Consider the following 26,445-nt stretch of genomic DNA (forward strand, 5'->3'; position numbering starts at 1 on the left):
TTAAGGGGGTTCCATGATTAAAGAAAAAACTGCCACTCATGCGAGCAGTACCAATTTTCCTCTCGTTGCTCTACTCGCGTTAGCAATGACGGGATTCCTTGCACTTCTCACAGAGACATTCCCGGCGGGCATTCTATCCCAAATAAGTAACAGCTTGGCCGTTTCTGAAGCATTAGCGGGTCAATTCGTTACACTCTACGCAATTGGCTCACTTGTCGCAGCGATTCCACTGACGACAGCAACACAAGGTTGGCACCGTCGCCGATTACTCTTGATGGCACTTACTGGCTTGTTAGTCTTTAATACGCTCACCGCGTTAACGTCTAACTATATAGTGGCACTTGTGGCCAGACTTCTTTCAGGCATGGCAGGCGGCTTAATCTGGGGAATGTTGGTCGGCTATGCCCGACGGATGGTACCCGATCATTTAAAAGGACGTGCATTGGCTGTAGCCGGTGTCGGGGCACCACTGGCACTCTCTCTTGGCGTGCCATTAGGAACATTCATTGGTGGAATTGTTGGCTGGCGAACAACGTTTGGTTTGATGTCTATTCTAACATTGGTCGTTATCGCATGGGTCATGTTGAAAGTCCCTGACTACCCAGGACGGGCTGCCGAAAAACGTATACCAATCAAAAAAGTTATCATTATTCCAGGAGTACGACCGGTATTAAGCGTTCTTGTTTGTTGGGTACTGGCTCACAGTATTCTTTATACCTATGTATTGCCGTTTGTGACACAGGCAGGGCTTGCTACCAGGATTGATCTTGTGTTGTTAGCCTTTGGTGTAGCGTCGTTGCTTGGAATATGGATAACAGGGCTGTTAATTGACAAAATGTTACGTTCGTTGGTACTGATAAGTCTTGCCCTATTTACATTCGCCTCTCTTATACTTGGTGTTATCAGTACTCTTCCTGTCTTTGTTTTTCTTGCCGTGATCTTATGGGGGATAACCTTCGGCGGTGCTGCCGCCCTACTTCAAACCGCCTTGGCCGAATCTGCCGGAGAAGGTGCAGACGTTGCTCAGTCGATTCTTGTTACCTTATGGAATTTAGCCATTGCAGCCGGGGGCATTATTGGCGGGATATTACTTGAAACACTTGGTGCCAGCTCGTTTCCGTGGACCTTACTTGTTCTATTAGTACTAGCTTTATTGATCGTCTGGAATTCAGGCAACTATGGCTTCCCTCATAAAGGAATCAAAGGTAAGTGAACAATATCGGGGTTTGTCTGTGTTTAAATGCAGTTCAAGGCAAATAAGCCTATGAACTTTACTTACTCTCAAACAAATCCCTCCACTCAATAATGATAAAGGGGATAACATGCCCGGCGAATTCACATCTTCAACACAAGAGAAAAAAAATAGCACCGATAACACACTAACCAATAACACACTAAAAGTTAAAAAGTGCAAAATTGTAAACCCCCCCACTGGAGAAGCTCGATCTTGTGTCGTCATCGGTGGTACAACACTTGCGATACGTTGTACTCAACAACTTCAAGCGGCCGGATACATAATTGTGGCCATTTTTCCCACGGAATCTCTGTTTTCCGAATGGGCAACTTCTCAAAATATACACTGTGTTGAAGCACGAGAAGATCTCTTGACGCTCTCCAAAACTCAATCAATATGCTGGCTTTTTTCCATAGTCAATCCAGTTATTCTCCCTGCTCTATTAATCAATCAATTCTCTCAAGGTGCTTTCAACTACCACGACGCACCTCTACCACACTATGCCGGCACTCATGCCACTTCTTGGGCTATCCTTGCTGGTGAGTCTCAATATGCTATTACCTGGCATTTAATTGGATCTATGGTCGACAGTGGCGATATTGTTGTACAGCGTCATGTTGATATTAAAAATACCGACACTGCACTTTCACTAAATCTTAAATGTTACCAAGCTGCTATCGAAGGATTTACCGAACTATTAAACAACCTAGAGAATGGTGACATACCCCGCCGACAGCAAGATCCTGATAACCGCAGTTTTTTCTCAAGACGTCGCCGACCAGACGCTGCTGGTTGTCTATTGTGGAATAAAAAAGCTCAGGAATTGTCATCTTTGGTCAGATCTTTAACTTTCGGAGTTTACTATCCTAACCCATTAACATTACCTAAAGTTCTGCTGAGAGATCGCCTGGTAGCGATAGGTACACTACAGGTGATGTATACACGTTCCGATCACAAACCAGGTACATTGTTAGGTATTAGCGAGGACCATTGGCTAATGACTACAAGTAGTGAAGATATACGTATTTCGTTTGTTAATAGCCGTGGCAACCCAATAAATGCACTCATCTTAGCCAATCAATGCAAACTTGAAATTGGTGATCAACTCCCCACAATTGCAAGATCAGATATTAAGACGTTAACAGATATACATGAACAACTTACCGAACAAGAGCTATTTTGGCAAAAAAGACTAGCGCGTTTTTCAACACCAATGCTGCCTTTTAGGTTGCGGGCAACGATAGATAAAATACCGGATTGGCATATGTCTGAATGGAAAAGAGTACTCAATCATAGCTCTCTTATTTCAACTGAGCTCGTTCAACATATTATATGCGCTTGGTTTATCTATTTGGCTCACACATCAAATGATACTCAATTTCAAGTCGGATGGGCGCAAGCAGAAGATGCTGTTCATTCTTCAAAATGGCCCTCCTTTTTCGCCATGATCATCCCAATGGAGATCCATATCGATTTACAGCAACGTCTTACAGAGATTTTAAATTCAATATCGTCTGAACAGCAATTACTTGAAAAAAATAGAGTTTATCCCTGCGATATGGTCTCCAGACAGCCAGTATTACGCGCAATCAATCCATTACATAACAACCGTCCGTGGCCGATTGGTATTTCTGTCATCGCTGATTACAGTGAAGATATAACGAACAAAAATGCCATACAGGAACATGCCATTGTCGGAGAAATAATGACATTACAGATTGATAAAAATAAAGGAAATTTCCGCTTCATATATAACAGCAAATTAGTTGCAGTAAATAATATTGAACATGTGGCATCTGATCTGGCGCTATTTTCAAATGTCATTGCAGACTCGAAAAATTTAAATATTGTTGCAAATGAACTTCCAATATACGAATTTTCACGGTGAGATATTGCCCCAAAATTAGAAAAAACGGCCGTAAACCCTCGGCCAATGCGAGGGTGCCGCAAAAGATCAATGAGGTTGAGTCAGTTATTTCTGCACAGGAACTTCAACATAACCAGCCTCCAACCCCATCACCTCCACACCTTGAAGAACGGCATGCCCCGGTGTCACGACAATCTGCTGGGTTTGTGCGTTTAATTCGCGGCGATAAGTGACGAAAGTTCGTCCATCAGGACCAGTATGTAATGCCTCGGCTGGCAAGGCCAATCCACGCTCATTGCGATAGGTGACAATAGCCAGTTTCGCACTCATACTCAGCCGGATACGCTGCCGCTGTTCAGGAGTAAGAGGATCAATCGCCACTAATAGATCATAGGTTACACCCGCTCCCTGCATCTCCTTTGAACTCCCTTGTACACCAATTGTCTTAATCTGCCCCCGTAGAGATAGCCCAGCAAAACCATCGCCGGTGATCTCAACCGGCATTCCTTCATACACCTGATAAAGGTCAGCCTCTTCAATACGCGCTACCGCCTGAATTTGCTCCAAATTGATTACCCCTAACAGAGGTGTTCCCTGAGTGACACGTGTCCCCTTTTGAATAAATAACGCCTTATCTGATTCCGATACCTGTGGGCGAATAACAATGCCATCAAAAGGAGAAATCAATTCACGTTGGGCTTGCTGGGCCTGAAGCGCCTGATAACGCGATTGAGCATTCGCTAATTCCATATCAGCAATCTGGCGATTCTCCCCTGTACCTTTGTCGAGAGCAACACTCAGTTCCGCCTTAGCGGCGGCAAGATCGAGCTGTTGAACTCTGACCTGCTGCTCCAGGGTATCAACCTCCATACGGGGAACAATGCCACGCTCGAACAAAACCCGGGTATCGGTTAGCTTACGTTCGGTATCACTCAAACTTAACTGAGCATTCGTTAAAGCTCTACGTACCCTAGCAACATCCTGACTGTTCTCCCATCCCACCAAATCTTGTACGGTTTTTTGGGCTTTCAACAGTTCCGCAAGCGCCTGCCGCAACTGAATGTCTAACTGTGTCGTATCAAGGCTCAACAGGGATTGCCCACGCTTAACGCGCTGGCCTTCAGTTACCATCACTTCAGCAATAACACCATCAAATGGCGCGGCAATCGTCAAACTGGTTGCAGCCTGAATACGACCAACCAACCCAAGACGATTTTCGAGCCGTTGAGGTTCAACATGCAGCCACCGTTGCGATGATGATGTATCAGTTGAAGAAGAAAGGAAAACATAAGCAATGGTAGCCCCAATGACTAATGCAACAGCAAGTGTCACGAGCCAACGAGTCTTATATCTGAAACGGGCAAGTCCCCTGATCTTAGTCGTTAAGTGCAATATCCCAACTCCCTAACGTAGTACCCAATGTTTCGTCCAAATCCGCTTGTGCATTTAAGTAAGTGATCAACGCATTGAGACGAACATTCTCTGCATTACGCAAATCGGTTTCAAAACTCAAAACTTGAAAGTTACTGGAGCGGCCCACTGTCAATTTTTCACGTTCAATCTCCAGCTTGCGCAGAGATAGATCCCTGGCACGCTGTGCAATCTCATATTGACGCCAACGCGTACCAATATCGCGTACCGCATTACCCACATTACGTTCTAGTGACTGTTTTGCCTCAGCAAGGCGAATGTCTTGGTTCTGAACATCAACCCGCGCCCGCACTTCCGCCTGACGCTGACTCAAATCGCCAATGGGTATCTCTACCTGAACACCAGCGTAATTTTCCCAATTACGAGAACGGCTTGACCCTGTTCGATCACGGACCTGACTGGCCCCCCCCACTAAAGAGACATCCCATAAACGTTCGTTACGGGCAACTGTCAGGTTAATTGCCGCCTGCTCCGCCGTAATCAATTGAGTGAGGTACGATGGCTGTTGCTCTTGTGCTAAATGTTGCGCTTGCAGCAGGTTAATATCTACACGCTTAGCTTCCAATCTGTCAGTAGCCTTTATCTGAGTTTGTAAGTCTAAGGCGAGTAATCGCAGCAATTCTAAACGACTGGTATCCAATTGATTAGCCGCTTCCTCCGCAGCCAGCTCCTGCATTGCAACATCAGCCTCCGTCTGGACAATCTCAAAAGCTGCCATTCTACCTGCGGAAATCATAGCCTTGTTAACCTCCAGCAGTTGACGCGAACGCTCAAGAGCATCACGTGCGATTTGTAATTGTTCTTGAGCACGCAACAATCCACGATAAGCCATAATAACTTGCGTGATAGTCTGGGATACCGTCGCTTTTAGGTTCAAACGATTTGTCTGCTCCATCAATTGAGCAAGACGCACAGGTGCTGTCGCCACATCTTTGCCGGCACCACGCAACAAAGGCTGAATAACTGAGAATGAAACACCATCATTACGGCTACGACCTGCATTGTCTGCCCATGTCGTCCGATTCGTCCAAGACAGACTGAATCGAGTACCATATTCTCCAAACAGCGTAGAGGTGGGTGTAATCTCACTCTGGCGATAGCGATCACTTTGATTACGAGCGGCAATATAACGGCTATTAATCAGTAACTTTGGCGTAAAGCGATCTTCAGCAACGCGTAAATCGAATTTCTGTGCAATTCGATCCAGATAAGCACTGCGAATCGAACGATTGTTTCGTAACCCTAAATAGATTGCATCACTGAGTGTCAGACCAATAGTTTGCTGATTAAGTGAAATTGTATTCGTTGCAGGCATGGTTGCCTGTGATGGATTCAACTGCTCCGCTAACGCTTGTTTGACAAATACAGCTATTATCAAGGCAATGATGATGCCAATAACACGTTGAAAAATTTGGCTAATCATCACGAAGTGCCTCTACAGGTTGTAATCTGGCAGCCGCTAATGCCGGATTGATACCGAAAAACAGACCAATCACTAATGAACTGGCGATACCCAGAGGCAAAGAGAATAGGGATAACGTAAATACCCAGCCCGAAAATTTTACAAATAGGTATCCCGCCGTAATCCCCAATAATGAACCAACCATTGCACCGGCAATTGCCAGAATGGCAGCCTCCAACATAAACAGTATACCAATATCCATAGGCCGAGCTCCCAAAGCCATACGAACACCAATTTCACGCCTGCGTTCCGAAACATTCATCAGCATGACATTCATCACGCCAACACCTCCCACCAGCAAGGAAATTCCCCCTAAGCCCGCGAGCAAATAAGAAAATGTCTTTGCCTGACGCGTCAATCCATCAAGCAATTGTTTCGGGATCTCAACTTCAACCTGACGACCTTTTGATAATGAAACAAGGTAGTCACGTAACAACACCGCATCACTGTTTAGCGTTGTTGTGTCACGTGCTCTGGCAATAACGCTGCCAATTTCTGGTGCAGGCCGCAACCGCCGCATTGCTTCGATAGGCAGTATGACGGAATCATCAATAGAACCGGGGAGTAAAGGGTTCGGTCCCTGAACAGCGAGAATGCCTATAACTTCAAACAGATATTCCCCAATCTGCAATTGACTACCTATCCGAATAGGTTGATTAGCGACTTTTAATTGTTTGGCAATATTCGCTCCGAGCACGGCATAGGTCGTTTGGCGATCATAGTCCGATAGAAAACGCCCCTGCTCGATTTGTAAATCCAACACCGCCGCCAGATCAGAGGATGTACCGGTAATATTCGTATCGATCCCTTTCCCTTGGAAGCGTATGCGGGTTGAGTATAATGTGATGGGCGCAGCATGTGTGATAGTCGGTATTGTACGCGTCAGCGCCTGAGTATCCAGCGTAGATGGCGCGGGTTTGACATCGGCACCTGGAATAAAACTAAAATGAGCAACCAAGATATTGCTTCCCATACTTTTAAAAGTGCTGATCGCTTCATTAACAGCATTATGACCGATGTTTAAAAGTGCAATGACAGAAGCACATCCCACGGCAATACCAAGTAAAGCAAGCAAAGAGCGCCTTCCTAGCAGACGCAGACTACCCAGTGATTCACGCAGGGCCTGCGCGAAGGAAAAACCGTAGCGACCAGAATTCACATTAAGCATCGAGGCTATCCAACCACAGATCGGTTTCGGAAAGCCGCCCATCATTAACATAGAGACAGCGCTGCATATTTTTGGCTATTTCTTCATCATGTGTAACCATGACGAGCGTCACGCCTTGCTCACGGTTCAATGACAGAAGAAGTGCCATAATATCACGCGCTGTAGCGCTATCGAGATTGCCTGTCGGTTCATCCGCCAGAATCAGGGAAGGCTTACCGACCAAAGCTCTGGCAATAGCAACACGTTGCCGCTGTCCCCCGGAGAGATCAGCCGGACGATGGTAAATACGACCAGCCAAACCAACCAATTCAAGTTGGTATTTCGCTTCTTGCCGAGCGAGAGAACGAGAATATCCACGATATAACAATGGTAGCGCCACATTATCTAATGCCTGCATTCTGGGAAGTAAATTAAAACTCTGAAATACGAAACCAATTTCCTGATTTCTTATTCTCGCCCGTTCATTAGGAGTAACATTTGTTATATTAACGCCACTAAACTGAAAATATCCAGAGGAGGGTTGATCCAGTAAACCAAGAATATTGAGTAGAGTACTTTTACCCGAACCAGAAGCGCCGACAATTGCACAACTTTGCCCACGCATGATAGTGAATGATATTTTATCAAGTACTGGGTAATATTTTTCCCCCATACGATAAGATCGACAAATATTTTCCATGCAAATCAGGGCTTCTTGGCATGGGGAAGTTATGACTGTCATGGCTGATTTATTCATCGTTTTTGACATCCATTAAACGTATCACTGACTCCATTTGGTTGTTTAGCCGATTTTATATCATGGGAAGATCTTCTTGTAAAAGATTACGGTCTAAGTAACAGGCAAAAACATCGAACAGCAAAAATATATTAGATTTACTTAACATAATTTCAAATCACCCATTGCTTTTTGGGGTTAATCCACCCAAATTACTCCTGCCTACTTTGGCATTGCGTACATACTTTTATAAAAATTCAGAAGATACAGGGCGCGAGATCAAAATGTATACCTAAGTTCTCGCAATAGAAAATTATCAGATATTGGGGTAATGGCTATGAAATTAAAAAAAATATTTGGTATTGGTAGCGCTTTATTGTTAACTATATTCTCACAGGCAGTACCAGCGGCAAGTGGCAGCTATCACTCTTCAGTTGTTTTGCCCACACTGTATTCCAAAAATTTCTTAGAAACTGTTAATGTTCCTATTGTCGGTTCTCCCCCTGCAACAGGAAAGATTAACAATGTATCTTGGACTTGGAATGTTGTTGGATGGCCTCAGAATTTATCGGTTTATCTTTGTCAGGGAGATACCAGCAGTTGCATAGATATATCACGCACGCGAAGAATGTCGACAGCCGCATTTGATAATAGAAGCCCAGCACAGCAGTTCCTTTTCGCCTTAAAGGTTGGAAACGGTAATGTTATGCCAATAGCAGGTCAAACCGGAGAAATTACTGTCAGTTGGCAATAACATTTCAATAACTCTCCAAAGATTGCCGCTAATATTATAGGCGGCAATTCTGATTTGCTTTGAATATTGTCGGATCTAAGAAAGTTGCTAGATGATCTCTTCAATGATTACGGACATTCACCGTATCCTTATAGTGCTTCGCGGCTTTAAGTAGTTTAGAGTTTGCTTTTGGCGGATTTTCCAAAGCTGCCAACAAAGCATCAGCCCCCTCCATCGAAAAGTGTAAGGTTTCAGTTCGTTCAATCACGTTACGCGCACGCTCCATTGCTGATTCAATAAGAAACTGTGAAAGTGTTGCACCTGAGTAATCAGCCGCCCTTTGTATGATCGCTTGAATCTCTGTGGAAGTTCTTGCAACTAAATGGATCTCTTTACGTTCTGTATTAATAGCCATGATTTTATCTGCATTTTTAGTCTATATAAACATGGTGTCATTATGGCATACAAACAAAATAAACATTTATCAATATGTATGCCGAAAAGGCATACATGAACATCCAAGAATGTATTATTTTTGCCTGATAATAGATGACGACCTTAGCCGCCATCTTGGTATCTCTTGGATGATTAACCCTATGGTAGTTCAACCCCTTTATAACCAGATAAAATCAATTCCCATTCCTGCTGAGCAAACCATGTCTGGGTTTTGCCATCATAATGCAGACTATCAGGCAGAAAAACGCCAAACTCAGTCGCCTTTCCGGTATAGTTCGGAGAATTCCGTGCATCAATCAGCGTTCGGTATTGCGGATCATCAGCGATAACATTATTGAGTGCCTCAAGCACATAACGGGTGTTGATGGGATCAAACGCAACCGAAAGTGGATAATACAATCTCCACGGTATACTGCGAGAACCCAAAGCATCACTGATACCCGTAATGATGCGGGTAAAATTCCGCTCTGATGCCTGTGCCGCCAATAAACTCTCGGTCTCTGCTTCCCACTGGTTCCAATGAACAGCCAAAATGCAAGGATTTTTTCCTAGTTTACGCAGTGATTCAACTGCCATGCGCAAGGTTCTGATCGCACGCGGATAGAGCGATTCCACATCGCAAGGATCTCGTTCAGGAGCCCAGCGGTTATCCGGCGGATTATCCAGATACATGCCCTGACCGCCCCACCCCATTAAAATGACATAAAGATCAGGTAAATTAAGTGCATTACCCCGGTTAATATGGTCTTGCCAGAGTTTGGCAAAACGGTTGGCGGCATTGACTGAGTGATCCTGATTGCCACGAGATAAACCGACAGGAGCGCCAATATTGGCATCACCAAAGCTAGTCAGCCCCGTCCAGTTGATTGCGGGAAAGTCAACGCTGTAAACTTCTGATAGAGATAATGTGAATATATTTTTTAAACCTTGTGTAATTTCTTCATCTTGTGGTAATTGCGTTCCATGACCATAACTATTTGATTGTCCAAGTATGATAAATAATGGAGCATCATTAGGTTCCCACGGAGAATATTTTATTTCTGGAGAATAATCTTGTTTATTTGTCATCAGTTTTCCTCTTGATATGATTTAAGTTATTATGTCTATTCTCTTCGGGAAAATATAATTAACTTTAGAAGATAAAAATTATTTAGTTAATCAATCATATTTATGGTGCGAGAATATAGAACTATTTTAAATATTAATTTAATATTTTTCACTCTAAGTAAGACAAATACCACTCTGATTAGCTATTATTGATATCAGATTATTATGTTCTTACTTGTTTTCTTAAAAATATAAATCTAATATCGTTCTTCATAGGTTAATTATTTATACTTCACAATGTATTCCCCTTTGGCAAAAAAAATGCTGAAATATAACAACTGACCTACGCCTCATGAAAAATACACCTATTAATCTAATCGAGCAAATAAAAATACAACTCATAAAAACAAGCCAGATTAATAAATAATATTTAAGTTTTCCGTCATAAAATGAAAATTTTTTCATTGCAAATATGTAAATAATATATTGCTACATTTAAAAATATAGTTATATACCCAAGAAACTTCAAGATGCAGTTTTTAGCACCTGAAAATGGTCGTTAATTCTAGACATCAGCGAGTCCGCTATATCCGGTAGCGTTGTGGTGAAAAATTTGAAGACGTTGTCTCGAAATTCATGTTTATCCGCGAAATAACGGTTATTTCGAACCTGTTCATTCATGACCTTCCATAATCGCTCTATTGGGTTTAAATTTGGGCTATAGGGAGGAAGGTAATGTAACTCAATATTGCTAACATAAGCCCACTCCTTAACAAGATGAGCTTTGTTGTAACCCGCTCCATCCACAATAAGATGAATTTTTTGATGATAGTCAGGATAAGACTTTCTTATTTCATTGAAAAAACAGCAAATATTGTAGTCATTGATGGTTTGATATTCCTGGAACACCGTACGACCAATGGCATTCAGGTTGAGCGCGCCCAATATATTCAGGCGAGTCCGGCTTCCTGTTGTTTTGACTGTTTTTTTCTCGCCTTTTCGCATCCAACCATAACCGAGTTTGGTGCCTTGAGTCGGGTGAACAGCGTCAAGAAAAAGGATGGGTTCGTCTTTCGCTGTGACTTTAAGATTCTCATAATATTCAATAAATTGTCGCTGTTTTTCTGCGTCGAATTTATGAGGGACGCCACAAGGTTTTTTATAAGAAAAACCCTGACGGTGTAGCCATTTATTCATGCCGGGAATGCTAAAGGTAATCTTCCAGAGCTGAGCAACATAGGCCACGATTTCATGGGTGTGATGGAAAAGATGTTGAGATAAGTGATTGATTAAAAAATCAGTTTGTTCTCGGGAAAGCAAACTATCAGACCCTCCATTGTCAGATTTAAGTTTACCTTGATTAAGGTAATCACTGATATGGCGGTCAACGGTGGTCTGATGGAGTCGCAATGCCTGGGCTATCATTACAGAACTCCACCCTTCAGAAGCCAGAAGGATAGCTTTTATTCTGTCTCGTACCTGACCATCGCGAGTGGTGTCGTGAAGGCGTTCAAGTTTGATTTTTTGTTCTGATGTAATAAATATTTTCATAGCGAGGATAATGATCTCCATTTCGGATAAAATCAAGCATCTTCAATGATTACGGGTATAAACTATAAAAATATTAATCCAGTAATTCATGCAATAAATAAATAAATAAATAAATAAATAACGAAACAATAAACATCCCAACCAGCTCCTTATATATTAAGGAACTGGTTATCTATTTTTAAACTTTTTTAAATAATATAACTTAAATCAAAATCAGATATTACCTTACCATGTTAAATGCAATATGGATAATTAATTTACTGTCATAAAATAATTATTTTTAGATAGTTAAAATGCAATTAATAAAATTAAAATTACTGACATTAATTACTGAGATTTAAATAAAACTGCCATCTTAATAATAAGAATTTTTACAATTCTCGAATAAAAGCGGATTTAAATTCTCCGGGCTTGCCAAAAAGCTTTTTTCCAGTAAACATTATTCATAGATGAACGAGTAACACCTTTATGGGTTGACGCATGAATAAACTGGTTATTGGCATCATAAATACCAACATGTAACCCTTGTTCGCCACTACCTGTTCTGAAAAAGACCAAATCACCCGGCATTAAATCGCTTTTATCAATACGGGCCCCTAATTTTATTTGCCCACCGGTCGTACGAGGTAATTGAATATCAAACCGGTCACTGAAAGTACGGTAAACAAAACCAGAACAATCTACCCCCTGACGATCCATTCCACCATAATGATATGGTGTACCACGCCATTGATTAAGCTGCTCCCTAAGCTGAGCAATCACCATGATTGGATCAGAAAGCGCCGTCTTTAACGCCGGAGCCGGAGTCCTAGGGACATGACTGGAACAGCCAATAAGTAACAGACTGCACAATAAGAGTAACTCTTTTATTCTTATTATCATTAACCCCTCCTCATAAAATCAGCAAAACATGCTAACTCTATCCGGCACTCAATAAAAAAACAAGTCTGTATTTTAAATAAAATAGTTAAATAGTTATTCTCTTTTTCATTCTGGACGGCTAATCAACCAGACACCATACAAAATAAAAATCACACCCGCAGTTTTCAATAATGTGATGGTTTCATTAAACCAAGGCAATAAAGCCGCCATTAAATAGACAAAAACATAACTTAAGCTTATTAACGGATAGGCTTTATTTAATGGTAAATATTTTAGCGTAAATAACCAACACAGCATAGATAATAGATATCCAGCCAGACCCGCCATTACCACCACCAGAGAATGGCGATAACGCCACAGCCACTCAATATCAAACCAATGCAAACCAAAGTTCAATGCTGGCAAATTGACAACACCCCATTTCAGTAATAACTGGGCTATTGTCACCAGTAATACGCTAACCAATCCCCAAATATAACCTTTCATTCATTCAAGCTCATCAGCAAAATTCCTAACATGATAAACACAACCCCACTCCAATGTTTTCTGCCCGCTTTTTCCTGATAGAAAAATTTCCCCGCCAAAGTGACCATAATAAAATTTATACTCAACATGGGATAAGCAATTCCTAACGGCAATATCTGCAATAAACGAAGCCAAAATAACATGCCAACAGCCAATAGAATCACAGCGCCTATTAACCATTTCAGCGCAGCTTCCCGCGGATAAACATCACTGTGCCAACTCATCACAGCCTGTTTCTGACATAACTGACCAGCACATGTCAGCAAGCTAATCAGTAACAATAAAGCGAAACTTATCATGGTCGCTTCTCATAAACCAAAATAGCAAAGCGATAATTGCGACTAATTTGATCTGCTTTTGGTAAATCAGGCAATTTTTCATTTTTATATAAATGAAAAAGTACTGACACCCGCCCTTCTTTACGCGCTTTCTCTAACCACTGCGGAAAATCTTTATAGCTGATATATCGATATTGGCTATCTGGATAATTCAACCCATATTCCAATTCACCCCAATTCTCAAGCATATAAATATCACTACGCTTCATCTCCCAAGCCACAGTGGTTGCAAGACCAACGCTTTCCGATAGAATGTACCGACTGTCTGCAAGCTCCTGATGGTGTAACTTAATAAAGTTCTGCGGTAATTTGGAATTAACGGTATTTTCAGGCAAAGCATTACCTATCACTAAACTGACAACAATGGAGCAAAATGCTGTCCATAACCAATATTTCCCATTCAACGCAAAACACAGATAACCGATAATTCCCCAAATACCAAAAGCAACAATCGCTAAAACCCATTTAAACCATTCTGATGGCTGATATAAAGCGTGTTTTGTCACTGCTTCCATAGCAAACAGAACCATTACCGCCAGCAGACCAAGAAATACATTAACCATTCCATTGATCTTAAGTAACTTCATCTTGCCATTTTTGACGCAATCGACACCAAATTTAGCCATCATCATTGCCAATGGCGCCATACAGGGCAGGATATAAGTTGGCAATTTTCCCTTCGCAATACTGAAAAACAATAATGGCACGACAAACCAACAAAGTAGAAAAAACATTTCAGGATTGGATTTTCTTTCTTTCCAACTTTTCATCACCGCCCCAGGTAATAATCCCAACCAAGGGATCACACCAAGAATAAGAATGGGTATATAATACCAGAACGGTGCAATATGCTGTGCATCATCGGAAGAAAAACGCTTAATATGTTCAATCCAGAAGAAATAGTGCCAGTAATCAGGCTCACGTAAGGCAATTGCAATCACCCACGGTAAACTGATTGCTATCGCCGAAATAATGGCAAGTGGGCCAAAGTAGACTATTTGCAGGACCCGCTTCTGATAAATGACAATGGGTAACATCGCCATGACTGGAACAGCCAATGCCAGAAACCCTTTAGTCATAAAACCCATACCACAGCACAAACCAAGCACCAAATATGCCATTATTCGCCGTCTGGTACAGTCTGTTTTTAACCCCCAGAAGCTACACATCATGGCCGCCGTTACCCACAAAGAAAACATCGGATCGAGTACGCTATAAGTGCCAATGGCAAATACCAGAAACATTGAGATGTAGATAAGGCTAGTGGCAAAAGCAATATGCCGGTTATGCCACATCATCATAGCAAGTCGATATAATAAAATTGCGCTGATAAAAATACAGAAAACCGATCCAAAACGAACAGCAAAATTATTATCACCAAAAATCCATTGGCTAATATTATTAATCCAATAACCCGCTACAGGCTTTTCAAAATAACGAATATCCAGTAAATACGGAACAATCCAATCTCCCCGTTGCAGCATTTCACGGCTGATTTCTGCATAACGGGTTTCATCAGGCTGCCATAATAGGCGGCCATTCAGGGGTAATAAATAAGTAAGGACAAAAAAAAGAGCCATCAAAAAAGCCCCCACCTTACACGCCCGGTTATTTAACATATATAAGTTAAGCCTCTTGTTGGCATCCTAACCACCCTTCCCTGCCGGGAAATTCAGAACGAACAATTCTCCCGACAGGAAGTCGCTGTATATTTTCAGGCAGCAGATGACTCAATGCACAAAATTGTATGTTTTCCTGATGAACCATTTCCAACAATGTTGCAAATTCTGTGGACTTGGACATCCCTTCAACTTCCGTATGGATGGTATATACCGGAACTCCCTGGCTGTTTTTTATCTTAGCAAGGATAAACTGGTTAAAATCTTCATCTTTAACCTGAGTTCCTATCACTTCGTCATAAGTTGGCAACGTCACCGGAATTTGCACGGTACCAAGAGTACCATCAGGCAGGATGGGCCTGAATGGATGAGTTCCCCGACAATCGCTGTTGTAATCAAAACCAAACTGTTGCTTTACCGCGAGTACGCGTTCATCAGCCCGCCAACCCGCAACAGCAGAACACGTGACCCGTTGGCCAATTGCCTGTACCAATGCATCCACTCCCAGTTTAACCTGCTCTGTTAACTGAGCTTCAGACCAACGACCCACTTTCGCCTGCCAACGCTGATGATCCCAAGCATGCAGACCCACTTCATGGCCTGCATTCAGAGTTTGCTTCATCAAGTAGCCCAAATCTTTAGCAATCTTCTTACCCGGCCATGCAGTTCCCGCCAGTAAAATATCAAGACCATACAGAGACGCTGCATTTGACCTCAACATTTTCCATAAGAATTTTGGCCGCAAAAGACGCCACAAATGACGCCCCATATTATCCGGCCCAACACTAAAGAAAAAACTGGCCTGAATCTGATGTTTTGCCAAAATTTTGAGCAATTGCGGCACTCCTTCAACGGTTCCTCGATAGGTATCCACATCAACTCTCAAGCCAATTTGTTTCATTAATTTTTCCCTAATTCTTCCACTGCACCACGCAAGAAGAAATCCAGTGTTTCATTTATCGTCTGTTTCATATCAATGGTTGGTTTCCAATCGAGTAACCGCTCCGCATTTTTAATACTTGGCTTACGGTGTTCAACATCCTGATAACCTTTACCGTAGTAACTGCCACTTTCAATCTTTTTAAATCCAGCAAACGGAGGAAAATTATCTCTCAATTCATGGTTTTCAAAGCTATCAAGTAATATTTCCGCCAATTGGCGAATACTGGCTTCATTAGTTGGATTGCCAATATTGATAATTTGACCGTCACATAACTCATCTCGGTTTTCAATAATACGAAACAGCGCCTCAATACCATCATTAATATCGGTAAAGCAGCGTTTCTGCTCACCACCATCCACCAGTTTGATCGGTGAACCCTCAACTAAGTTCAATATTAATTGTGTGATCGCTCTGGAACTGCCAATACGTGCCGAGTTCAAATTATCCAAACGTGGCCCCATCCAGTTAAATGGCCGAAATAGCGTGAATTTAAGCCCCTCTTTCTCACCATATGCCCAGATAACACGATCCAGCAATTGTTTTGATACAGAATAGATCCAACGTTGTTTGTTGATCGGGCCAACAATTAGACGAGAGTCATCTTCATCAAATTCTTTATCATCACACATGCCATAAACTTCTGATGTGGACGGGAATATAATTCGTTTATTGTATTTAACGCAATAACGGACAATCTTTAAATTCTCTTCAAAATCCAATTCAAATACTCGCAGCGGATTACGGGTATATTCAATTGGAGTCGCAATGGCGACCAATGGCAAAACGACATCACACTTTTTAATGTGATATTCGATCCATTCAGTATGGATATTGACATCACCTTCAATGAAGTGAAAACGCGGATTACCAATAAAACGCTCAATGGCGGAAGAACCGATATCCATACCATAAATATCATAGTTGCCATCACGTAATAGACGTTCTGTCAGATGATTACCGATAAAGCCATTCACACCGAGAATTAATACACGTTTCCGGTGGTTAATTTGAGTGGTTGCCTTTGGGCCAACACGTATATCAGTCACAATGCTCATATCTACTGCCAGACGGTGGCCCTGAACATACAAACCCGATTCACTTTGCCCATTGATAATTTCTAACGTGCCTTTTCCACAGGCAATAATTAACGGATCTACCGATAATACTGTTCCCGGCGGTTTGTCATGCATCTCATTCAACGGGGAAGCACGCCAGATAGTAATCTTACGCTCACCTAAGAAAGTAAATGCCCCAGGATATGGCTCAGTGACTGCCCTGATAAGATTGTTAATTTCAGTGGCTGATTTGTGCCAGTCAATCTCGCCATCCGCAGCAGTACGACGCCCAAAGTAAGTTGCCTGACTTTCATCTTGAGGTATGGCCGGATAAATTCCCGCTTTGATCTGCGGTAATACGTGATCAAACAGTTTTTCCGCTGCTTCGCGAATTTTACCATGCAAAGTCAACGCGGTATCTGTTTCTGCAATAACAACCTTATGCTGAGCAATAATATCCCCTGCATCAGGTTTCAACACCATTTTATGCAGGGTTACTCCTGTTTCCACTTCACCATTTAAAATCGCCCAGTTAATCGGGGCACGACCACGGTATTTTGGCAACAGTGAACCGTGCAAATTAAATGCACCTGTGCTCGCCAGCGATAAAATATCTTCGCTCAACATATTTCGGTAATAAAAAGAGAAAATCACATCAGGTTTCAGTTCCCGAATACGTTCAATCCAAAGTGGATGGTTAACGTTTTCTGGCGCAAAAACCGGCAGCGCCAAATCTGCACTTAAACGGGCAACAGAAGAGAAAAAATGGTTTTCATTAGGATCATCTGTATGGGTAAATACCGCCTGAATATCAAAACCCGCTTTAGTTAAAGCATTGATCCCGACACAGCCGATATCATGATAGGCAAATACGATTGCTTTCATTTAGTACTCTTCCTGGTTGTCGTTGGTCTTTTTATCTCCGACCACTTTTTGAATAAAATAACGTGGGCGTGCACGAACATCGTTATAGATACGGCCGATGTATTCACCTAATAAGCCCATCGCGACGAACTGTGCGCCAATAAATATGAAAAGGAGAGCAAACAGAGTAAATACCCCTTCTGCTGCCCATATGGCACCGAAAATCAGACGTAAAACCATCAATAATACAGCCAGCAAAAAACCAGAAACGGCAATCACACTGCCTACCACACTCAGCAAACGCAAAGGTGCTGTTGTCAGGCAGGTTAGCAAGTCATACATCAGATTAATCAGCTTCATGAAGCTATATTTAGAATCACCAAATTCACGCTCTGCATGAGCGACATCAATCTCAATGGTTTTACGGGCAAAAGTGTTTGCCAAGATAGGAATAAAGGTGCTGCGCTCATGGCACTGCAACATGGCTTCAACAATATGGCGACGATAGGCTCGGAGCATACAACCATAATCGCCCATAGAACGGCCTGTTGCTTTAGTAATCATAGCATTGATGATTTTTGAAGCTGTTTTACGAAATAGAGAATCCTGGCGATTAGCCCGGCGAGTACCCACAACGTCATAACCTTGTTCAGCTGTTTTAACAAGACGGGGGATCTCTTCTGGTGGATTCTGTAAATCAGCATCAAGCGTAATAACTAAATCACCATTGACCTGATTAAACCCCGCCATAATCGCTGAATGCTGACCATAATTACGATTAAGTAAAATAGCAATAATATGATTTTCAGATTGTTCCGCAGCCTGAATCAGAATTTCCGCAGATTTATCACTACTACCATCATCAACCAGAATAAGCTCATATTCCTGAGTCAATTGTTTACAGGCTGCTAAGGTTCTTTCCAATAAAAGAGGCAAACTTTCTTCTTCGTTGTAAATTGGAATAACAACAGAAACTTTTTTAATTTTTTCAAATGACACTTATTTGTGCTCCGGAATAATTTCTTGTAAAGCATCAGTGACACGATCTACATCGTCATCACTCATATCAGGAAAGAGTGGCAATGAACACAGTGTTACTGAATTCCATTCTGATTCAGGTAATGACAACTGCGGATACCGATCCCGATAATATTTTTGTGTATGTGCAGCTCTGAAATGCAAACCTGTGCCAATATTCTTGTTTTTCAAACGTTCCATTAATGTATCGCGATCAATGCCACAAACATCCTTATTAACCCGCACCATAAATAGGTGATGTGCATGAATATGTTCATAATCAGGCACACTTAACATCTGCAATGGCGAATCTTTTAATGCCGCTGAATAACGGGCAACAATTTGCCGACGGCGAATATTCATTGATTCCAATTTACTTAATTGCACAACAGCAATCGCAGCATGAATATCAGATAAATTATATTTGTAACCCGGTTCTATAACTTCTGCCTGTGCTCTCCTGCCTTGAATCTGACGGTCAAAAGCATCAATACCCAATCCATGAAACTTTAGACAACGAATTCGTTCAATAAGTTCATTATTATCAGTAGCAATTAAACCACCTTCCGCACAAGTGGCATTTTTTATGGCATGAAAAGAGAAAATCGCGGTGCCATGCTCACCAATCCATTCATTCTTATAACGGGTTCCTAATGCATGAGCTGCGTCTTCAATCAATGGAATACCCGCCTCCTGAGCAATCTCACGCAATGCATCTAAGTCACAAGGAGCACCAGCATAATGAACAGGAATAATCGCTTTGGTTCTGGATGTAATCGCCTTTTTCACTGTCTGCGCGTCGATCATTAAAGTATGACGATCAACATCAATCATGATGGGTTCAGCACCAAGCAAACAGATCATATTTATTGTGGAAACCCAAGTTTGAGACGGTGTAATCACTTCGTCACCAGGACCAATTCCCAGTGCCATGAGTGTCAGATGCATACCCGCCGTTGCAGAGGCCAAAGCAACCGCATATTTGCAGCCAAACATACGGCAAAAGTCCTGTTCCAATTGATGATTTTGCGGGCCTGTTGTAATCCACCCCGAACGAAGAACCTTCTCTACTGCCTGAATTTCTTCATCACCCATCGCAGGACGAGAAAATGGAAGAAAACTACCCATAAAACACAGTCCAATTCATTCATAATATAACGATATATTAGATGACTATATTTGAACGAATCGTAAACACAGGTATGATTTAGCAAATTAAGTGGAAATTACTATCGATCCACGATACGTACAGATTCACGGCAGGCACATACATAAGCCTGGACTGTAATTATGGTAAGAAAACCCGCCAATATTTATCTGTCTTTTCTGGCACACATTTGATATCAGCGGCAAAAACTCTGGAGAGCGTATTTTCTTTCATTACCTCATCCGGCTTTCCATTCGCAACCAGTGATCCATTAGCAAGCAACCAGATCCGATCAGCTTTATCATAGCTGTGATTGAGATCATGACCACTCATGACTACGGTTCCACCGAGTTCACAGAATTTCTTTATCAACAGATCAAGTGCTGCTACCTGAGTGATATCAAGATTATTTGTAGGCTCATCCAAGAGCAATAATTTGCCTTCCGAATTGATTGATGGCCAGACTTGTAAAAAAACTCCGGTTAATCGCACCCTTTGCCATTCACCACCAGATAGATTGCTTATAGGTGTCTCTAGAAACTTTCCCAACTTAAAAAAGGAACAGAGTTCTGACAACACATCGTCACAATTAACAAGATGGGCAGCTAAATGCAGTTGCAAATATTGAAAAACCGGCATTATTGGCACAGAAGAAATTTGCTGGCTAAGCCATGCTCTGTACCGTGCTAATTGGCAGTGACTATATTGACTAAGGCATTTTTGTTGCAAATCAATAGCACCACTATAGGGTAAAATACCGGCCATACAGGCCAATAGCGTACTTTTTCCTGAACCATTCGGCCCAATGAGATGTATCTGTTCACCTTGTTGTACCAACGCTGTCAGCGGCATTAATCGGTTTCGTACCGATACCTGATTGAGAGCCATCAACTGATTGGTCGCTTGCGCATTATTCACTTTTTTAACCCCAGTCTCTGGCTCTCAATAATAACCAAATGAAGATTGGCGCACCCAATGTTGCAGTCACAACGCCAATCGGTACTTCTGCATTATTCAAGCTAAGACGAGATAGCAGATCAGCCAGCAATAACCCATAACCGCCGGATAGAACACAGGCAGGCAGTAGAGTTTTATAATCTGTCAGGCCACATAAACGCAAAATATGTGGAATAACCAAACCAATAAAGCTAATTGTTCCAGCAAGTGCAACACTTAGCCCTACCAACAACCCAACGGCAAAGACAAATAAATTACGCCAATAATAAAGTGAGATACCTAACTGTTGGGCCTGTGTTTCTCCCAGAGAAAGAAAATTAAGTACTTTTCCTTGTCTGCTCAACCAAATAATCAAAGGAAACAGAGCGACTACCAACCATTGCTGCCGCCAATCTATTCCACTGAAACTCCCCATCATCCAATACATTAGCTGACGCAAGTCCAGGCTAGTACTAAAATAAACCATCCAGGTCATTAACGCACCAGAGACAACACCAAAAGCAACCCCCACCAACAACAAACGGGCATTATTCAGATAACGATTTCTTGAAAAGGTCAGTAATATCATTGTGATGGTCAGCGCACCGAGCACAGCGCCAATACTTAATAACCAGAACGGCGCAATGCCATGAAACATCAACACCAAAAACACCACCACTACGCCAGCACCATTACTGACCCCCAATAGCCCAGGTTCCGCCAACGGATTTTCAAACAGTGCCTGCATTACTGCACCCGCCACAGTCAGGCTCGCACCTACAGCAACGACAGCTAATACACGAGGAAAACGTAACTGCCACACAAACAATTGACCTGTTTCAGAAAACCATTTATTAGGCCAGATCCAATTTTCCCCAGCACAAAGCGAGAGAAAAAAAACGAGTAAAAATAAACACGTGAGAATTGCCAGAAAACGATAATCATGCCTTTTCTGACGGGTCACTAATTCAGTGATGGAATGAGTGGGTTGCATGGTAAATCAAGCTCATGAGGGCGGATCATTTAAGAAAAAGGCCGCTATTGATGCGGCCTTTTTGATTATTCTTTAGGTGTGGCTTTCTCAACCCTGCTTTTTAACTTCTGACCAGGACGGAATGTCACTACTCGGCGAGCTGTAATCGGAATGTCCTCACCAGTCTTAGGGTTACGTCCCGGACGTTGGTTTTTATCCCGTAAATCAAAGTTGCCAAATCCAGACAATTTTACCTGCTCACCATTCTCCAAAGAACGACGCACTTCTTCAAAGAATAATTCAACCAGATCTTTAGCATCACGCTTGCTAATTCCCAGTTTCTCAAACAGATTTTCTGACATTTCAGCTTTAGTAAGCGCCATAAGTTCAGTCCCTCAAGGATGCTTGGAATCGCTGTTTCAGCACTGCAACACATTTATTAATTGTCGCAGCAATCTCTTCTTCTTCCAGTGTACGCGCGGTATCCTGCAAGATAAAACTTATAGCAAGGCTCTTATGACCCTCTGCTACACCTTTACCACAATACACGTCAAACAAGTTTATGCCAACTATATGATTTACGCCAACTTTCTTGCATTCAGCCAAAACATCTTCTACAGCAACATTTTCAGGCACCACGATCGCAATATCACGACGGTTTGATGGGAAACGTGAAATCTCTTTCGCGTCAGGAACCACGCGGCTTGTCAGCTTGCTCCAGAGCACTTCGAATACCACGGTGCGGCCATTTAAGTCAAGTTTGCTTTCCAATTCTGGGTGAACCACACCAATATATCCGATGTATTCATTTTCTAAATAAATCCCGGCGCTTTGACCGGGGTGCAACGCCGGATTTACATCTGCTCTAAAAGAAATCTTAGATAATTTTCCAGTTAACTCCAGAATAGCTTCCAAATCGCCTTTCATATCGAAGAAATCAACGGACTGTTTTGCCAGTGACCAATGCTCTTCAAAGCGATTTCCTGTAATAACCCCCCCAAGCATCAGCTCCTGACGAATACCCTGATCGGCATTTTCATCAGGAACAAAACGTAAGCCAGTTTCAAACAAGCGCACACGGTTTTGTTGACGGTTTTGGTTATATACCACTGTTGTTAGCAAACCCGTCAGTAGAGATAAACGCATTGCTGACATATCCGCCGAAATGGGATTAGGCAACATCAACGTTTGTTGCTGTGGATGTAACAGTGCCTGAATTTTGGGATCAACAAAGCTATAAGTAATCGCTTCTTGATAACCTCTGTCAACCAGTATAGTTTTAACACGTTGCAGGGAAAGATCCGCTTCATGATGTTTTTTCATCATAAGATCTGCACGCATTGGTACATCTGGAATATTGTTGTAACCGTAGATACGGGCAACCTCTTCCACCAGATCTTCTTCAATCTCCACATCAAAACGCCAGCTTGGCGCAATCGCTTGCCAACAATTTTCCTGAATAGTGACTTTGCAACCTAAGCGGGTCAGAATGTCACCAACCTGTTCATCAGGTATATAGTGACCAATCAAACGCTCCAGTTTTTCACGACGCAATGTGATTGTCGCAGATTGAGGTAATTGAGATTCATCAGTAACATCAATAATCGGGCCGACTTCACCACCACAAATATCAATCAACAGTTGAGTTGTTCTCTCTATTGCTTTGTGTTGTAACTGAGGATCAACACCACGTTCATAGCGGTGAGAAGCATCGGTATGTAAACCATAACGACGAGCACGGCCAGCAATCGCTAAAGGAGCAAAAAATGCGCACTCAAGTAAAATATTTTGCGTTTCTTCATTCACACCTGAATGTTCACCGCCAAAAATACCCGCCATTGCAACAGCTTGTTTTTCATCAGAAATAACTAGCGTATCAGCAGAAAGATTGGCTTCTGTACCATCCAGCAGCACCAATTTTTCATCCTGCTTCGCCATGCGCACAGTGATTGAGCCATTCAAGCGCTCCAAATCAAACGCATGCAATGGTTGGCCTAATTCAAGCAATACATAGTTAGTCACATCGACGATCGGGTCAATAGAACGGATACCACCACGACGTAATTTTTCACGCATCCACAGTGGCGTTGCCGCTTTCACATTAATATTTTTAATTACCCGTCCCAGGTAACGTGGGCAAGCTTCTGTTGCTTCAACACGAATAGGGAAAACAGCATCTGTTGTCGGTTTTACTGCTTCAATTTGTGGATCAGATAATGGCATTTTATTAGCGACAGCCACATCACGCGCAACACCTATAATACTCAGGCAGTCAGCACGATTAGGTGTAATGCTGATTTCAACAACCTTATCATCCAGCTTCAGATATTCACGCAGATCAACACCTAAAGGAGCATCCATTGGCAATTCAATAATGCCGTCGTGGTCCTCAGAGATACCCAGTTCAGAAAAAGAACATAGCATCCCTTCAGAAGGCTCGCCACGCAGTTTTGCCGCCTTGATTTTGAAATCACCCGGTAATACAGCACCCACGGTTGCTACTGCAACTTTCAGCCCCAAACGGCAATTTGGTGCACCACAAACAATGTCCAGTAGTCGTTCACCACCTACGTTCACTTTTGTTACCCGTAGCTTATCCGCATTTGGATGCTGGGCACATTGAACAACTTCACCAACCACCACACCATGAAATTGACCGGCAACGACTTCAACGCCATCAACTTCCAGACCTATCATGGTAATTTGATCAGATAATGCTTCACTACTGATGGCTGGATTTACCCATTCGCGTAACCAGAGTTCACTGAATTTCATGAGATATTCCCGCCTTATTTAAACTGTTTGAGAAAACGCAGATCATTTTCGAAGAACGCACGCAAATCAGTTACACCGTAACGTAACATTGTCAAGCGCTCCACCCCCATGCCGAAAGCAAAACCAGAATAAATTTCAGGATCAAGGCCAACATTATGCAGTACATTAGGATGAACCATACCGCAACCCAACACTTCCAGCCATTTGCCGTTTTTACCCATGACATCAACTTCCGCCGAAGGTTCTGTAAATGGAAAGTAGGAAGGTCGGAAACGAACTTGTAAATCTTCTTCAAAAAAGTTAGTCAGGAAATCGTGCAACGTTCCTTTCAGGTTGGTAAAACTGATATCACGATCAATAATCAAACCTTCCACCTGATGGAACATAGGTGTGTGTGTCTGGTCGTAGTCATTACGATATACACGACCCGGTGCAATGACGCGAATGGGTGGTTTTTGATTGTGCATAGTTCGAACTTGAACACCGGAAGTCTGAGTCCGCAACAGACGTTTGGCATCAAACCAGAAAGTATCATGATCAGCACGTGCAGGATGATGGGCGGGAATATTCAGCGCATCGAAATTATGATAATCATCTTCAATCTCAGGGCCTGATTCTACAGAAAATCCTAATTCACCAAAGAAAGCTTCAATACGCTCTATTGTGCGGTTAACCGGATGTAGCCCACCATTTTCCATACGGCGGCCAGGCAATGATACATCTATCTTTTCCGCGGCTAAACGGAAGTTCAGAAGATCAGTTTCCAGTTTTTCTTTACGGATACTCAGAATTTCCAAGACTTCTTGCTTCGCCTGATTAATAACCGCCCCTGCTGCTGGGCGCTCTTCGGCCGGCAGATCACGCAGCGATGACATTTGGAGAGTTAAATGGCCTTTTTTGCCTAAATATTCAACACGCACCAAATCCAACGCAGCAACATCCTGGGCATCTTCTACGGCTGCTCTTGCTTTTGCAACCAGTTCAGCGAGATGTGGCATCGTTTTCCTCTTCCTTCGGCCTAACGGCCTGCTAGTAATGATCGTTAATGACTTTATATGCCTTTTCTGCTTTTTGTCATAAAAACAAAAAAGCCTCCACAACGGAGGCTCAGGCGCTACTTTTCGTTTCGTTTCTTACGCGCAAAGCCCCCTGAATTCAGGCACTAAAGTAAGAAAAGATGCGAAAAAAAGCTAAAGACATAATGTTGATTCTCTCGGAATAAAACTCTCTTTTGGCAACGATACTCTCGTAAGCTACATCTGACAACAAAGTAAAAGAGGGAGCATGCCCCCTCTTTTACTACTCTAACTTATGCCAGAGCGCTCTTCGCTTTTTCAACTAAAGCAGCAAATGCCACGTTGTCAAACACAGCGATGTCAGCCAGGATCTTACGGTCGATTTCAATAGAAGCCTTTTTCAGACCATTGATGAAACGGCTGTAAGACAAACCATTCTGACGTGCAGCAGCGTTGATACGTGCAATCCACAGTTGACGGAACTGACGTTTACGCTGACGGCGGTCACGGTAAGCGTACTGCCCTGCTTTGATTACTGCCTGGAAGGCAACACGGTAAACACGCGAACGGGCACCATAGTAACCTTTCGCTTGCTTTAAAATTTTCTTGTGACGTGCACGGGCGACAACACCACGTTTTACGCGAGCCATATACTTCTCCTATCGTCTTTGAGTTCTAATCTAAAAATTGC

The 26,445-nt window shown here is 42.5% G+C and carries 24 protein-coding genes and 1 other annotated feature; of the genes, 3 read left to right on the forward strand and 21 right to left on the reverse strand.

What is annotated here, in order from left to right:
* Positions 1-13 precede the first annotated feature (13 nt).
* Positions 14-1,213, forward strand: a complete 1,200-nt coding sequence (locus tag AACQ38_RS05695; RefSeq protein WP_165577643.1) for an MFS transporter — start codon at positions 14-16, stop codon at positions 1,211-1,213.
* Between the two features lie 109 nt (positions 1,214-1,322).
* Positions 1,323-3,122, forward strand: a complete 1,800-nt coding sequence (locus tag AACQ38_RS05700; RefSeq protein WP_165577644.1) for a formyltransferase family protein — start codon at positions 1,323-1,325, stop codon at positions 3,120-3,122.
* 84 nt (positions 3,123-3,206) lie between these two features.
* Here the strand turns inward: AACQ38_RS05700 and AACQ38_RS05705 are convergent, their stop codons facing one another.
* From AACQ38_RS05705 to AACQ38_RS05720, 4 genes are read right to left on the reverse strand one after another with little or no spacing between them, the layout of a single operon-like run.
* Positions 3,207-4,493, reverse strand: a complete 1,287-nt coding sequence (locus AACQ38_RS05705; RefSeq protein ID WP_082302851.1) for an efflux RND transporter periplasmic adaptor subunit — start codon at positions 4,491-4,493, stop codon at positions 3,207-3,209.
* The gene (locus AACQ38_RS05710; RefSeq protein ID WP_058588420.1) at positions 4,477-5,955 is read right to left on the reverse strand and encodes a TolC family protein; all 1,479 of its coding nucleotides are present in this window, start codon (positions 5,953-5,955) and stop codon (positions 4,477-4,479) included. The genes AACQ38_RS05705 and AACQ38_RS05710 overlap by 17 nt, the downstream gene beginning before the upstream one ends.
* Positions 5,948-7,162, reverse strand: a complete 1,215-nt coding sequence (locus AACQ38_RS05715) for an ABC transporter permease (protein WP_165577645.1) — start codon at positions 7,160-7,162, stop codon at positions 5,948-5,950. The genes AACQ38_RS05710 and AACQ38_RS05715 overlap by 8 nt, the downstream gene beginning before the upstream one ends.
* Positions 7,155-7,898 (reverse strand): ABC transporter ATP-binding protein, encoded by a 744-nt coding sequence (locus tag AACQ38_RS05720; RefSeq protein ID WP_242685526.1) that lies wholly within the window; start codon positions 7,896-7,898, stop codon positions 7,155-7,157. The genes AACQ38_RS05715 and AACQ38_RS05720 overlap by 8 nt, the downstream gene beginning before the upstream one ends.
* Before the next feature lie 316 nt (positions 7,899-8,214).
* On the opposite strand from AACQ38_RS05720, the gene AACQ38_RS05725 reads away from it, so the two are divergent.
* The gene (locus tag AACQ38_RS05725; RefSeq protein ID WP_242685527.1) at positions 8,215-8,631 is read left to right on the forward strand and encodes a flagellar protein FlhE; all 417 of its coding nucleotides are present in this window, start codon (positions 8,215-8,217) and stop codon (positions 8,629-8,631) included.
* 100 nt (positions 8,632-8,731) lie between these two features.
* Here the strand turns inward: AACQ38_RS05725 and AACQ38_RS05730 are convergent, their stop codons facing one another.
* The 17 genes from AACQ38_RS05730 to rplT all read right to left on the reverse strand — a co-directional run bounded on the left by AACQ38_RS05730 (position 8,732) and on the right by rplT (position 26,404).
* Positions 8,732-9,025 (reverse strand): type II toxin-antitoxin system TacA family antitoxin, encoded by a 294-nt coding sequence (locus tag AACQ38_RS05730; RefSeq protein WP_058588417.1) that lies wholly within the window; start codon positions 9,023-9,025, stop codon positions 8,732-8,734.
* 179 nt (positions 9,026-9,204) lie between these two features.
* Positions 9,205-10,134, reverse strand: a complete 930-nt coding sequence (locus tag AACQ38_RS05735) for a sialate O-acetylesterase (protein WP_165577648.1) — start codon at positions 10,132-10,134, stop codon at positions 9,205-9,207.
* Positions 10,135-10,638: 504 nt separating this feature from the next.
* Entirely contained in the window at positions 10,639-11,664 is a 1,026-nt protein-coding gene (locus tag AACQ38_RS05740) for an IS630-like element ISPlu3 family transposase (RefSeq protein WP_165577649.1), read from the reverse strand.
* Positions 11,665-12,060: 396 nt separating this feature from the next.
* Entirely contained in the window at positions 12,061-12,546 is a 486-nt protein-coding gene (locus AACQ38_RS05745; RefSeq protein ID WP_165577650.1) for a C40 family peptidase, read from the reverse strand.
* A 105-nt stretch (positions 12,547-12,651) separates the two neighbouring features.
* Positions 12,652-13,032, reverse strand: coding sequence for a 4-amino-4-deoxy-L-arabinose-phosphoundecaprenol flippase subunit ArnF (arnF, locus tag AACQ38_RS05750; protein ID WP_058588414.1), 381 nt, complete (start codon positions 13,030-13,032; stop codon positions 12,652-12,654).
* Positions 13,029-13,370: a 4-amino-4-deoxy-L-arabinose-phosphoundecaprenol flippase subunit ArnE gene (gene arnE, locus AACQ38_RS05755; RefSeq protein WP_058588413.1), complete on the reverse strand. Its 342-nt coding sequence runs from the start codon at positions 13,368-13,370 to the stop codon at positions 13,029-13,031. Before arnE ends, arnF begins: the two co-directional genes overlap by 4 nt.
* The gene (gene arnT, locus AACQ38_RS05760) at positions 13,367-15,028 is read right to left on the reverse strand and encodes a lipid IV(A) 4-amino-4-deoxy-L-arabinosyltransferase (RefSeq protein ID WP_058588412.1); all 1,662 of its coding nucleotides are present in this window, start codon (positions 15,026-15,028) and stop codon (positions 13,367-13,369) included. Before arnT ends, arnE begins: the two co-directional genes overlap by 4 nt.
* A 7-nt stretch (positions 15,029-15,035) precedes the next feature.
* Positions 15,036-15,929 (reverse strand): 4-deoxy-4-formamido-L-arabinose-phosphoundecaprenol deformylase, encoded by an 894-nt coding sequence (gene arnD, locus AACQ38_RS05765; RefSeq protein WP_058588411.1) that lies wholly within the window; start codon positions 15,927-15,929, stop codon positions 15,036-15,038.
* Positions 15,929-17,911 carry a bifunctional UDP-4-amino-4-deoxy-L-arabinose formyltransferase/UDP-glucuronic acid oxidase ArnA gene (gene arnA, locus AACQ38_RS05770; RefSeq protein WP_165577651.1) on the reverse strand — a complete coding sequence of 661 codons (1,983 nt, stop codon included), beginning with the start codon at positions 17,909-17,911 and terminating at the stop codon, positions 15,929-15,931. Before arnA ends, arnD begins: the two co-directional genes overlap by 1 nt.
* Positions 17,912-18,889: an undecaprenyl-phosphate 4-deoxy-4-formamido-L-arabinose transferase gene (gene arnC, locus AACQ38_RS05775; protein WP_058588409.1), complete on the reverse strand. Its 978-nt coding sequence runs from the start codon at positions 18,887-18,889 to the stop codon at positions 17,912-17,914. It lies immediately after the preceding gene.
* On the reverse strand, positions 18,890-20,035 hold the full coding sequence (arnB, locus tag AACQ38_RS05780; RefSeq protein WP_165577652.1) for a UDP-4-amino-4-deoxy-L-arabinose aminotransferase: 1,146 nt from the start codon (positions 20,033-20,035) through the stop codon (positions 18,890-18,892). It lies immediately after the preceding gene.
* Positions 20,036-20,195: 160 nt separating this feature from the next.
* Positions 20,196-20,942 (reverse strand): vitamin B12 ABC transporter ATP-binding protein BtuD, encoded by a 747-nt coding sequence (btuD, locus tag AACQ38_RS05785; protein ID WP_058588430.1) that lies wholly within the window; start codon positions 20,940-20,942, stop codon positions 20,196-20,198.
* Between the two features lie 34 nt (positions 20,943-20,976).
* Positions 20,977-21,984 carry a vitamin B12 ABC transporter permease BtuC gene (gene btuC / locus AACQ38_RS05790; protein WP_058588407.1) on the reverse strand — a complete coding sequence of 336 codons (1,008 nt, stop codon included), beginning with the start codon at positions 21,982-21,984 and terminating at the stop codon, positions 20,977-20,979.
* 65 nt (positions 21,985-22,049) lie between these two features.
* Positions 22,050-22,346 (reverse strand): integration host factor subunit alpha, encoded by a 297-nt coding sequence (gene ihfA / locus AACQ38_RS05795; protein ID WP_011146885.1) that lies wholly within the window; start codon positions 22,344-22,346, stop codon positions 22,050-22,052.
* A gap of 4 nt (positions 22,347-22,350) precedes the next feature.
* Entirely contained in the window at positions 22,351-24,738 is a 2,388-nt protein-coding gene (gene pheT / locus AACQ38_RS05800) for a phenylalanine--tRNA ligase subunit beta (protein ID WP_165577653.1), read from the reverse strand.
* Positions 24,739-24,752: 14 nt separating this feature from the next.
* Entirely contained in the window at positions 24,753-25,736 is a 984-nt protein-coding gene (pheS, locus tag AACQ38_RS05805; protein WP_058588405.1) for a phenylalanine--tRNA ligase subunit alpha, read from the reverse strand.
* 83 nt (positions 25,737-25,819) lie between these two features.
* Positions 25,820-25,944: a sequence feature (Phe leader region), on the reverse strand.
* Between the two features lie 103 nt (positions 25,945-26,047).
* On the reverse strand, positions 26,048-26,404 hold the full coding sequence (gene rplT, locus AACQ38_RS05810) for a 50S ribosomal protein L20 (RefSeq protein WP_058588404.1): 357 nt from the start codon (positions 26,402-26,404) through the stop codon (positions 26,048-26,050).
* Between the last annotated feature and the right edge of the window lie 41 nt (positions 26,405-26,445).

It is taken from the genome of Photorhabdus sp. RW14-46, from assembly GCF_963887965.1.
Lineage (GTDB): Bacteria > Pseudomonadota > Gammaproteobacteria > Enterobacterales > Enterobacteriaceae > Photorhabdus > Photorhabdus laumondii.

Coding starts and splice junctions, on each gene's coding strand:
- AACQ38_RS05710 (WP_058588420.1), bottom strand. CDS start 5,955: ATGATTAGCCAAATTTTTCAACGTGTTATTGGCATCATCATTGCCTTG.
- arnD (WP_058588411.1), bottom strand. CDS start 15,929: ATGAAACAAATTGGCTTGAGAGTTGATGTGGATACCTATCGAGGAACC.
- AACQ38_RS05740 (WP_165577649.1), bottom strand. CDS start 11,664: ATGAAAATATTTATTACATCAGAACAAAAAATCAAACTTGAACGCCTT.
- pheS (WP_058588405.1), bottom strand. CDS start 25,736: ATGCCACATCTCGCTGAACTGGTTGCAAAAGCAAGAGCAGCCGTAGAA.
- AACQ38_RS05725 (WP_242685527.1), top strand. CDS start 8,215: ATGAAATTAAAAAAAATATTTGGTATTGGTAGCGCTTTATTGTTAACT.
- AACQ38_RS05720 (WP_242685526.1), bottom strand. CDS start 7,898: ATGAATAAATCAGCCATGACAGTCATAACTTCCCCATGCCAAGAAGCC.
- AACQ38_RS05745 (WP_165577650.1), bottom strand. CDS start 12,546: ATGATAATAAGAATAAAAGAGTTACTCTTATTGTGCAGTCTGTTACTT.
- btuD (WP_058588430.1), bottom strand. CDS start 20,942: ATGGCTCTCAATCAGGTATCGGTACGAAACCGATTAATGCCGCTGACA.
- ihfA (WP_011146885.1), bottom strand. CDS start 22,346: ATGGCGCTTACTAAAGCTGAAATGTCAGAAAATCTGTTTGAGAAACTG.
- arnA (WP_165577651.1), bottom strand. CDS start 17,911: ATGAAAGCAATCGTATTTGCCTATCATGATATCGGCTGTGTCGGGATC.
- AACQ38_RS05700 (WP_165577644.1), top strand. CDS start 1,323: ATGCCCGGCGAATTCACATCTTCAACACAAGAGAAAAAAAATAGCACC.
- arnF (WP_058588414.1), bottom strand. CDS start 13,032: ATGAAAGGTTATATTTGGGGATTGGTTAGCGTATTACTGGTGACAATA.
- AACQ38_RS05715 (WP_165577645.1), bottom strand. CDS start 7,162: ATGCTTAATGTGAATTCTGGTCGCTACGGTTTTTCCTTCGCGCAGGCC.
- btuC (WP_058588407.1), bottom strand. CDS start 21,984: ATGCAACCCACTCATTCCATCACTGAATTAGTGACCCGTCAGAAAAGG.
- arnB (WP_165577652.1), bottom strand. CDS start 20,035: ATGGGTAGTTTTCTTCCATTTTCTCGTCCTGCGATGGGTGATGAAGAA.
- pheT (WP_165577653.1), bottom strand. CDS start 24,738: ATGAAATTCAGTGAACTCTGGTTACGCGAATGGGTAAATCCAGCCATC.
- rplT (WP_058588404.1), bottom strand. CDS start 26,404: ATGGCTCGCGTAAAACGTGGTGTTGTCGCCCGTGCACGTCACAAGAAA.
- arnT (WP_058588412.1), bottom strand. CDS start 15,028: ATGTTAAATAACCGGGCGTGTAAGGTGGGGGCTTTTTTGATGGCTCTT.
- AACQ38_RS05695 (WP_165577643.1), top strand. CDS start 14: ATGATTAAAGAAAAAACTGCCACTCATGCGAGCAGTACCAATTTTCCT.
- AACQ38_RS05730 (WP_058588417.1), bottom strand. CDS start 9,025: ATGGCTATTAATACAGAACGTAAAGAGATCCATTTAGTTGCAAGAACT.
- arnE (WP_058588413.1), bottom strand. CDS start 13,370: ATGATAAGTTTCGCTTTATTGTTACTGATTAGCTTGCTGACATGTGCT.
- AACQ38_RS05735 (WP_165577648.1), bottom strand. CDS start 10,134: ATGACAAATAAACAAGATTATTCTCCAGAAATAAAATATTCTCCGTGG.